This is a genomic window from Mesorhizobium sp. M7A.F.Ca.CA.001.10.2.1, assembly GCF_003998575.1.
Taxonomy (GTDB): Bacteria; Pseudomonadota; Alphaproteobacteria; order Rhizobiales; family Rhizobiaceae; genus Mesorhizobium.
In genome coordinates this window covers 1-2,511 of record NZ_RZQY01000788.1, presented here as the reverse complement: position 1 = coordinate 2,511, position 2,511 = coordinate 1, and the positions used below count along the sequence as shown (strand labels likewise).

The window sequence follows — 2,511 nt, the reverse complement described above, 5'->3', positions numbered from 1 at the left end:
GGGCGGGACAATGTATTGCCTGGCTGAATCGCCGTGGGAGCGCGACCGGGTCGAGCAGGAGATCGACCAGGTGTTGGCGCGCGAGCCCGATCCGACGAAATGGCTCGATGCCATGCCGTTCACGCGTGCGGCTTTCGACGAAGCGCTCAGGCTGTATCCGCCGGCGCCGTCGATCAACCGCGAGCCGATCGAACCGGAAATGTGGAAGGATCTTCATATCCCCAAGCACGCCGCGGTGCTGGTGATGCCCTGGGTCGTGCATCGCCACAGGAAACTGTGGGACCGGCCGGATGCCTTCCTGCCGGAGCGCTTCCATCCGGGAAATCGCGAAAAGATCGACCGCTTCCAGTATCTGCCGTTTGGCGCGGGTCCGCGCGTCTGCATCGGCGCCAGCTTCGCCATGCAGGAGGCGATCATCGCGCTGGCGATCATGCTGTCGCGCTTCCGCTTCGACACGACAGCCGAAACCAAACCCTGGCCTGTACAGAAACTGACCACGCAGCCGCAAGGCGGTCTGCCGATGCGGGTCACGCCGCGACAGGCATGAGACACAGCTTCAGACGGTTGTGATAAATTAAGCAGCAGGCTTGCGTTGCTGGAACTGGCCGGCGGCGCGGTAGCGCCAGAGATAGCTGGGCAGGATCGTCGCGATCGATTGCGGCTGGATGCCGAGCCCTGCAAGCGTCCTGTTGGTCTTGTTGGCGGCGTCCGAAACGATGTTGTGCTCGCGCAACTGCGTCACCTGGTCCTTGGTCAGCAGCGGATTGGGCAACAGACCGAGGATCGAGGCCTGGATGTTGGCCACCCACCACGGCACCGGCACCAGCAGCCGCTTGCGCTCGATCACGTCGAGCAGCTCTTCCATGCACTGCTTGAAGGTGAGCACCTTCGGTCCACCAAGTTCATAGATCTGGCCGCCATCCACCTTGCCGTCGACCGAGCGCGCCACCGCTTCGGCCACGTCGCCGACATAGACCGGCTGGAACTTGGTCTGGCCGCCGCCGATCAGCGGCAGCACCGGCGAATAGCGCGCCATGTTGGCGAAGCGGTTGAAGAAGCCGTCTTCGGGTCCGAAATTGATCGACGGCCGGAAGATCACGGCGTCCTTGATCGTCTCCAGCACAGCCTTTTCGCCAAGCGCCTTGGTGCGCGCGTAGTCTGATTCGGAGTCCAGATCGGCGCCAAGCGCAGAAATGTGGGTCAGGCCGGCGCCGACCGAGCGTGCGGCCTCGGCCACTGCGCGGGCGCCGAACTCGTGCACGGCGGAGAATTTCTGCCGGCCGCTCTCATGCAGGATGGCGACCAGATTGACGACGTGGTCGGCGCCCTGCACGGCGCGGTCTACCGACCAGCGCACGCGCACATTGGCCTGCACCGGCTGGATCTGGCCGACATTGCCAAGCGGCTGCAAATGGCCGGCAAGATCGGGCCGCCGGCAGGCGACCCGGATGCGATAGCCGCGCTTGGCCAACGCGCGCACGACATGGCGGCCGACAAAGCCTGACCCGCCAAAGACGACGACGAGCTTTGGGGTCTGCAGGATTTCGGTCATGGCTGGCTCCGGCGCTCGCAAGCTTGGCTGAAGCCGTTTCATAATCCGTTTCGTGCCAAAGGCAAAGGGCGACGCGTCGTCGCTATCAGCCTGTCAGAACGCTTTGCCCATACGGGCGTCGACCGAATGGCGGTTGCCGCCGCGAATGACGAAGAAGAGCAGGATCGCCGCCCAAAGCAGCGACTTTTCCGCGCCCGAATAGCCTTGGTCCATCGTGACCCAGTGGAACCAGACCGTGACCAGCAGCACGAACAGGCCGGCAAAGGCGGCCGGCCGCGTCAAAAACCCGATGGCAATGAAGATGCCGCCGAAGAATTCAGTGCAGGCCAGAAGCAACGACCACAACGCGCCCGGATAGAAACCGAGACCCTCGACCATCTCGGCAGCGCCGAAAGGATTGGTGATCTTCTGCGAACCATGGATGGCGAAAAACCCGCCGGCGACGACGCGAAGAACGGTTTCGGCACCATCGTGCAGAGCCGCGTAAAACCTGCCAAGGACCGGGATGACAAGGGCGTTGCGGGGGTTGTCCGTGCTTGCCGACATTATAGCTCCTCTGTTTTGCTCAATCAGCGCAAACGGCCGGTCGGGTCGGCCGAAGTCAAATAAACAAAAGTTGACCAAAACAAGAATGTTTTATTCATTGTGCGTCAAAACGCAGAAAACCCCGCCGAAGCGGGGTTTTCCGGGTGACATCCATGCGAAGTCAGGGGCCGACGGAGCGGCCTGACCTGAGACGGTATCAGGAGGGCGTGAAGCAAGTACGCCCACCCCAGCCCTGAACATCCGACATGGTGCCACCAACCTTCTTGCAGGCGGCGACGAAATCGGCGCTGCAATTGGCGAATTTTGCATGGCCGTTCTTGCAGTAATGGTCTTCGGTGGCGCCGCCGCTCGGGGCGGCGATGACACCCGGGCTGGTCGGCTTGACCGGCGCGGCCTTCAGGGTGGCTGCCTGT

General features: G+C 62.8%; 4 protein-coding genes. 1 reads left to right on the top strand and 3 read right to left on the bottom strand.

The window, feature by feature from the left end; genetic code table 11:
- The coding region (locus EN964_RS31735; protein ID WP_127277221.1) for a cytochrome P450 at window positions 1–547 on the top strand (547 nt) is incomplete at its 5' end.
- Between the two features lie 27 nt (window positions 548–574).
- Here the strand turns inward: EN964_RS31735 and EN964_RS31730 are convergent.
- From EN964_RS31730 to EN964_RS31720, 3 genes are all read right to left on the bottom strand, one after another.
- Entirely contained in the window at window positions 575–1,552 is a 978-nt protein-coding gene (locus EN964_RS31730) for a complex I NDUFA9 subunit family protein (RefSeq protein ID WP_127270317.1), read from the bottom strand.
- 93 nt (window positions 1,553–1,645) lie between these two features.
- Entirely contained in the window at window positions 1,646–2,098 is a 453-nt protein-coding gene (locus EN964_RS31725; protein WP_127270318.1) for a DoxX family protein, read from the bottom strand.
- 196 nt (window positions 2,099–2,294) lie between these two features.
- Window positions 2,295–2,511, bottom strand: a 217-nt coding sequence (locus EN964_RS31720) for a hypothetical protein (RefSeq protein WP_127277219.1), incomplete at its 5' end; no start/stop codon positions are given.